Consider the following 6,902-nt stretch of genomic DNA (forward strand, 5'->3'; position numbering starts at 1 on the left):
ACCAACTCATATAAAGCATTGTTATGAAAAAAGTTAATTATTTATTATTCCTTTTTATTATAATTCTCGAGAGCATATTGATATCCTGCTCAACAGTTCCCATAACCGGGCGTAAACAGCTAAACTTACTTCCGGAATCAGAAATTATGGCCATGAGTTTAACCCAGTACGAAGAGTTTTTAAAACAAAACAAACTGTCGGAAGACAAGGAACAGACCGAAATGGTAAAAAGAGTGGGGAAACGCATAGCCAATGCCGTAGAAAGGTATTTTGAAGAACATGGGATGAGTGACCGGATAAAGGATTTTGAATGGGAATTTAATTTGGTTGAAGATGACACGCCCAATGCCTGGTGTATGCCAGGCGGGAAAGTAGTTGTGTATACGGGTATTTTACCCATCACACAGGATGAGACGGGGCTGGCAGTAGTAATGGGACATGAGATTGCACATGCAGTAGCGCGCCACGGGAACGAGCGTATGAGCCAACAGTTGACAGTTCAGGGGTTCGGAACCGTTCTGTCGGTAGCATTAGATGAAAAACCTGAACAAACCCAAAACATATTTTTATCAGCCTATGGCATTAGTACACAGTTAGGTATCATGCTTCCATACTCCCGCACCCACGAAACCGAGGCCGACAAATTGGGCTTGATATTTATGGCCATGGCGGGCTACAACCCACGAGAAGCTGTAAACTTCTGGGAACGGATGTCTCAACAGGGCGGTCAAAAACCTCCGGAATTTTTGAGCACCCACCCGGCAGACGAAACCCGCGCAAAAAATTTAGAAGAATTTATGCCTGAAGCACTTAAATTTTATAACCCGTCTCAGAATTAAGGTTCAAAACAGCATCTCTCAGTATTGTCAACTTTTTCAATAGTGTTTCCAGATAATTTAAATGAAGCATATTAGCCCCATCGCTTTTTGCATTAGAGGGGTCGAAGTGAGTTTCAAGGAAAATACCATCACATCCTGCAGCAATACCTGCCCTGGCAATAGTTTCGATAAGTTCGGGCTTACCACCGGTTACGCCACTCGACTGGTTGGGTTGCTGCAGTGAATGTGTAATATCAAGAACTACCGGTACGCCCATTTTTTGCATAACTGGGATGCCTCTGTAATCGACAATCAAATCCTGATAGCCGAACATAGTACCTCTGTCGGTAACCATAACAGCATCGTTCCCACTATCTCTGACTTTATTAATGGCAAAAATCATAGATTCGGGTGCCAAAAACTGCCCCTTTTTAATATTTACTACCTTTCCGGTTTTAGCTGCAGCTACCAGGATGTCGGTTTGTCGGCACAGGAAGGCCGGTATTTGTAAAATATCAACATATTCGGCAGCCATATTGGCTTCTTCGGCCGAATGAATATCAGTGATGGTAGGGATATCAAAAGTTTCAGAAACTTTCCTGAGAATTTGAAGAGCTTTTTTATCGCCGATACCCGTGAAGGAATCGATACGCGAACGATTGGCCTTACGATAAGACCCTTTAAAAACGTACGGAATTTTCAGTTTATCAGTGGCGCTGACAGCTTTTTCGGCTATTCTCATAGCCATTTCTTCTCCTTCAATGGCACAAGGTCCGGCCAATAAAAAAAATTGGTTGCTGTCACCATATTTGATTTTGGGTATGGAATTAATGTTCATAAACGGTCTTTTTAGTCCAATATTAATTTATTATAGTTTTTAGTTTTAGCTTTGTTAACCGGCATATATCCTCTACCACATTAAAGGGAAAAATCATCTTCCTCTCACTCAAACTCACCTGATAATAAGCTCATTTTACAATATCATTGCAATGCGTCAAACCCGGTTTCGTTTCAAAAATAAGAATAAAACCATTAATAAGGGGCATAGGACTATTTTCGCCCTTTCCATAACTTTTTCATACGCTCGGCAATTTTTAATTCCTGCGGATTATTTTGAGGAAAAAACAATCTGGTATCTTTAATTTTTTCAGGCAGATAATCTTGAATTACAAAATTATCAGTATAATCATGTGCATATTTATATTCCTTACCGTAATTGAGTTCTTTCATCAGTTTTGTAGGTGCATTCCTGAGGTGTAGCGGCACAGGCAAGTTTCCTGTTTTTTTGACCGTTTCCTGTGCCTTATTAATAGCCATATAGGCTGAATTGCTTTTAGGACTTGTAGCGAGATAAATGGTTACTTCGCTAAGAATGATTCTGGCCTCGGGCCACCCCACCATTTGAATGGCTTCAAAAGCATTGGTTGCCAAAAGCAAAGCGTTGGGATTAGCCAGCCCTATATCTTCAGCAGCGGAAATAATTAACCTACGGGCAATAAATTTGGGGTCTTCCCCACCCTCAACCATTCTGGCAAGCCAATACACTGCAGCATCAGGGTCACTACCACGAATAGATTTTATAAAGGCTGAAATAATATCGTAATGTATTTCACCGTTTTTATCATACTGAGCAGGATTTTGCTGAAGATGGCGCGTTACATTTTCATTGGTTATTTCAATAACATCGTCATCATTGAACGAGTTACTAATCAATTCAATAATATTGAGAAATTTTCTGGCATCACCTCCGGCAAAACGAAAGAGTGCCTCATCTTCTTTCAGTTCAATTTTTCTTTTTTTAAGAACAGGGTCCTCTTTGCAAATCCGCTCAAACAACACCATCAGTTCCTCATTTTTTAAAGGTTCCAACACATAAACCTGACAGCGCGAAAGCAAAGGGGAAATCACCTCAAACGAAGGATTTTCAGTAGTAGCCCCAATCAATGTGACGGTTCCCTCTTCTACAGCTCCAAGCAAACTATCTTGCTGCGACTTACTGAAACGATGAATCTCATCAATAAACAGTATGGGTGAATCGGCATTGAAAAACCGAGCATTTTTAGCTTTTTCAATGGCTTCGCGGACATCTTTCACGCCCGAGCTCACAGCAGAAAGAACGAAAAACGGTCTTTTTAGTTGATTGGCAATGATTCGTGCCAAAGTAGTTTTCCCAACGCCTGGGGGACCCCACAAAATGATAGATGAGAGTCGCCCTGACGCAACCATTTGATACAGAACAGCCCCCTGTCCAACCAGATGTTTCTGACCGATATATTGGTCGAGTGTGCGTGGCCGCATACGTTCTGCCAAAGGGGGATATCCATTCATATATCAATTGTTTTTGGAAACGTGACTGAAAAAACAAAATTATAAATAAAACCCGGAAGGGTAAAAGTATTTTTAAAACGGATGGTAGAAACAGGCATGCCACACAAGACATATGTATAAAAGACAAAGGTAGAAGAAGTTTTTAGTGATTAGTTAAAATTCCACTCTTGCCTTCAGTCTGAGCACTTTTGCGCTTGTCTTTTATACATGTCATTTTGTGGCAGAAGTGGCCATGCTCGTTTCATCCGTATAAATTTTGGGTGATATTCTTAATATTGACGAGCTTGTAAGGCATCATAAAAAACTTGTTGAACCGAAGTCCTGATATTCAGCTCATATATTTTAGTATTATTTCGTGTTGGGAACACTCTGTTCGACAAAAACACATAGACCAATTCAAATCTGGGGTCTACCCAGAAAAAAGTACCGGTAAAACCCGAATGGCCATAACTTTCAGGGCTGACAGCCGGTACCGGATAAGCATCGTCCAAAGACAAATCGGCGTTATTCAGCAAAGGCTTATCAAAGCCTAATCCTCGTCGATTGTGATTTTCCGGGAACTGCACTTTAGTAAACTCCTGTATAACATGGCCTTTAATAAAACGTTTACCACCATATTGACCCTTATTAAGGTACATCTGCAATAGCTTTGCCAAATCATTGGCATTGGAAAACAAGCCGGCATTGCCACTAACGCCGCCAAGTACTGCCGCCGCTTCATCATGCACATAACCGTGAACCTGTGTTTTTCGAAAATAACTGTCATATTCGGTAGGAACAATTCGCCTTTGTGAAAAGCGTTCAAGCGGATTATATGTAAGCGACGAAGCACCCAACGGCCTAAAAAAAAGTGAATCGATATACCAGGCATAATCGACACCGGTTAAACGACTAATCATTTCGGGATATATCACAAACGAAAGCCCGGAATATTTATATTCTTTACTTTCAAGCAGCTCGCTCTTTCGTACTGCACGAAATATTTGTCGCTTAAATTTGGGTTTTAGGTAAAGATGCTCATCCACTTTAAGTCCGTTATTCAGGTCAAACCACCGTCGGCGATATTGTCCGTTTTTTACCGCCATCTTCCAATAGGCGATGTAGGGTAATAACCCGGCCTGGTGAGCCAGTACGTCACGAAAAATTAAATCTTCTTTATTTGAAGGATGCAAAAAGCCTCTTTTCCAATCAGGGAAGTAATTGCTGAGAGGCTCATCAATATCAATAATCCCATCCCCATAAAGTTTCATCAATGCAGGCAAAGGACCTGTCACTTTGGTCACTGAGGCCAGGTCATAAAGGTCATCGGTGGTAACTTTTTGTCGCTTTTGGTAAGTGTGGTAGCCATATGCTTTACTGAAAACAACTTTTCCTTTGCAAGCCACTAAAATCTGACATCCCGGGAAAGCACCCTCATCTATTCCCCGATAAATAATAGAGTCTATTTTTTGCCGGATAAAGCGGCTATCCATATGCACCTCCTCAGGCAAAGTATATTTCAGTCGAAACCCTCCTCGGGTGTCAATTCCATATCCACATTCAAACCTACTATCAACCGAAACGGGAAGCCTTCCTGAAGCTCCTACACCACCAAATAAAACCTGAGCAGCAATGTCCTGAGTAATTTCATTGTTTTGATAACCTATAAGCAATCCGTTAACCTTTTCGATATCTTTCCATTCGCTCAAATGATAGGGATTATCAAGGAAAGCCACCAGACTCTCTTTTTGTATTAAAAGTTGAACCAGCCGGCGTTTCCGTTCAGACGATAAGTTATTCAAAGCATCTCCTATGGCAAAAATCAATCGGTCATAATATTTTAGGTTATCTAAAGTACTATTAAACACTGATGGCTCAGAAGGGTCAAGACTAAAGCAAGGCATCTCTTTGTAGTCCAGAACCCTTTCGCAAAAATGGGGCAGTTGCCCCAAGGTAACACAAGCCCAACTACCCTTATCCAGATTTTGCACGGGAATAGCTTGGTTTCGGTTAACCACGACGGTCATAGCCGCTTCATAGAGTTGCCTTTGCAGCAACTTAGCCAAAGGGGTATTAACCCTATTGTAAAGTCCTTCAGGATTGACCTTGGGAAAATTGTCCAGCCCCATAAAGTATTTAAAAGCCAATGCTTTTTTACATTTTTCTTCAATATCGGACCAACTTAACTTACCTTCGGCAATAAATTTTTTCACATACTCAATGGCCCCGGGCAAATCTTCTGTAAATTCTACAATATCATTTCCGGCAGCCAGTGCCAGAGCATCCACCAGCCCGGGACGCCCCATTGTTTTAGCACCTTTCATCTTTATGGCATCAGTAATCACTAAACCTCTGAAGGTTAAGGAATCCTTCAGAACATCTTGAATGACATTATCAGAAAAGCTTGCAGGAATTCCTTCTTTAGGTTCTAAAGCCGGAACATACAGATGTGCAGTCATCACCCCCCAAATTCCGCTGCGTATGGCATTCGAAAAAGGTAGTAGTTCTATTTTGTTTAGTCTTTCACGCGAATGAGCAATAACCGGAAGTGTTTTGTGTGAGTCTTCACCGGTATCCCCATGTCCGGGAAAATGTTTGGCAACGGCCATGATACCATTTTCCTGCAATCCTTTTATAAAGGCAGAGGCTTTGGCCGAAACATTGGTGGGATCTTCTCCGAAAGATCTATGTCCAATAACTGGATTATCTGGATTGATATTAACATCCACCACCGGGGCCAAATTGACGTGAACACCGGCCTCTTTAAATTGGCGGGCCATTTCAACCCCAAGCCGATAAATTAAATGGTTGTCCTGAATGGCACCAATCGTCATGGCATAAGGGTATGAAATGGTTTGGTTAAAACGCATTCCGAGGCCCCATTCACCATCGGCCACTACAAACAATGGTATTTTGGAAAGCCTTTGCAGGCTATTGGCGACATCAACCATTCGGTTCAAATCGCTTCGAAAAAAAATTATTCCTCCCGGTTGCCATTTTTTAACCAATTGAATGTTGGCATATTCTCGGGAAGTATTGCCCGAGGCATCAACCGTAACCCAAAACAATTGAGCAATACGCTCTTCGGGCGACAGGGTCAGATAAACAGAATCGGCCCATGTCCGGCCATATTGTATGATGTATGACGGATTGTTGTTTTGAGCCCATAAAGCCTCCTGACCAACAATAGCAACGAAAATGATGGTCAGGAGTTTAGTTTTAAAAAACGCACTCATTTAACCCGGAAATTAAAATTATTTACAAAAAAGTTAAACAACTCAGGCATCAAGCTTGTCCTGCAGGGCCAAAGTTAATAGGCGGGAATCCACCCTGGTCGTTGCCATGGGGTCCAATATTTTTAATTTTACCGTACATTTCTTCGAAACGCGCCACATTATCACTTAATGCCTGTAACAAACGTTTGGCATGTTCGGGTGTCAGTACAATACGCGATTTTACGGAAGCCTTAGGGATACCTGGCATAATACGGGCAAAATCGATGACAAATTCTGAAGGAGAATGACTGATAATTGCCAGATTGGAATAAATCCCTTGAGCAACTTCGGGATTTAATTCAATTTTCATTTGATTTCTTTTGTTGCTATTTTGATCGTCCATATCAACTCAAATTATAATAAACACATAATGCAGGTTAAAGATATTGATTTTAGATGAAACGAGCGATACTGTTTAAAAAAGTGTGTCTGTAATAGAATAAAAAAGGTCTTCTCAGCTTAGTTTTACAAACGAAAAAATAAAAAGTATAACTAAAAAGAG

5 protein-coding genes are annotated in these 6,902 nt (G+C 41.1%); 1 reads left to right on the plus strand and 4 read right to left on the minus strand.

Annotated features, from left to right (window positions below; genetic code table 11):
* Positions 1-23: 23 nt before the first annotated feature.
* On the plus strand, positions 24-839 hold the full coding sequence (locus tag BM130_RS02955) for a M48 family metallopeptidase (protein ID WP_010527870.1): 816 nt from the start codon (positions 24-26) through the stop codon (positions 837-839).
* Here BM130_RS02955 and kdsA read toward each other — a convergent pair.
* The 4 genes from kdsA to BM130_RS02975 form a co-directional block, all read right to left on the minus strand.
* Positions 811-1,656 carry a 3-deoxy-8-phosphooctulonate synthase gene (kdsA, locus tag BM130_RS02960; protein WP_010527869.1) on the minus strand — a complete coding sequence of 282 codons (846 nt, stop codon included), beginning with the start codon at positions 1,654-1,656 and terminating at the stop codon, positions 811-813. The genes BM130_RS02955 and kdsA overlap by 29 nt on opposite strands.
* A 212-nt stretch (positions 1,657-1,868) precedes the next feature.
* Positions 1,869-3,146 (minus strand): replication-associated recombination protein A, encoded by a 1,278-nt coding sequence (locus BM130_RS02965; RefSeq protein ID WP_010527868.1) that lies wholly within the window; start codon positions 3,144-3,146, stop codon positions 1,869-1,871.
* Between the two features lie 269 nt (positions 3,147-3,415).
* Complete coding sequence (locus BM130_RS02970; RefSeq protein ID WP_010527867.1) at positions 3,416-6,361, minus strand: serine hydrolase domain-containing protein; 2,946 nt, start codon at positions 6,359-6,361, stop codon at positions 3,416-3,418.
* Positions 6,362-6,410: 49 nt separating this feature from the next.
* Positions 6,411-6,743, minus strand: a complete 333-nt coding sequence (locus tag BM130_RS02975; protein WP_010527866.1) for a DUF3467 domain-containing protein — start codon at positions 6,741-6,743, stop codon at positions 6,411-6,413.
* Positions 6,744-6,902: the final 159 nt, after the last annotated feature.

Source organism: Thermophagus xiamenensis (assembly GCF_900112795.1).
Taxonomy (GTDB): domain Bacteria; phylum Bacteroidota; class Bacteroidia; order Bacteroidales; family Marinilabiliaceae; genus Thermophagus; species Thermophagus xiamenensis.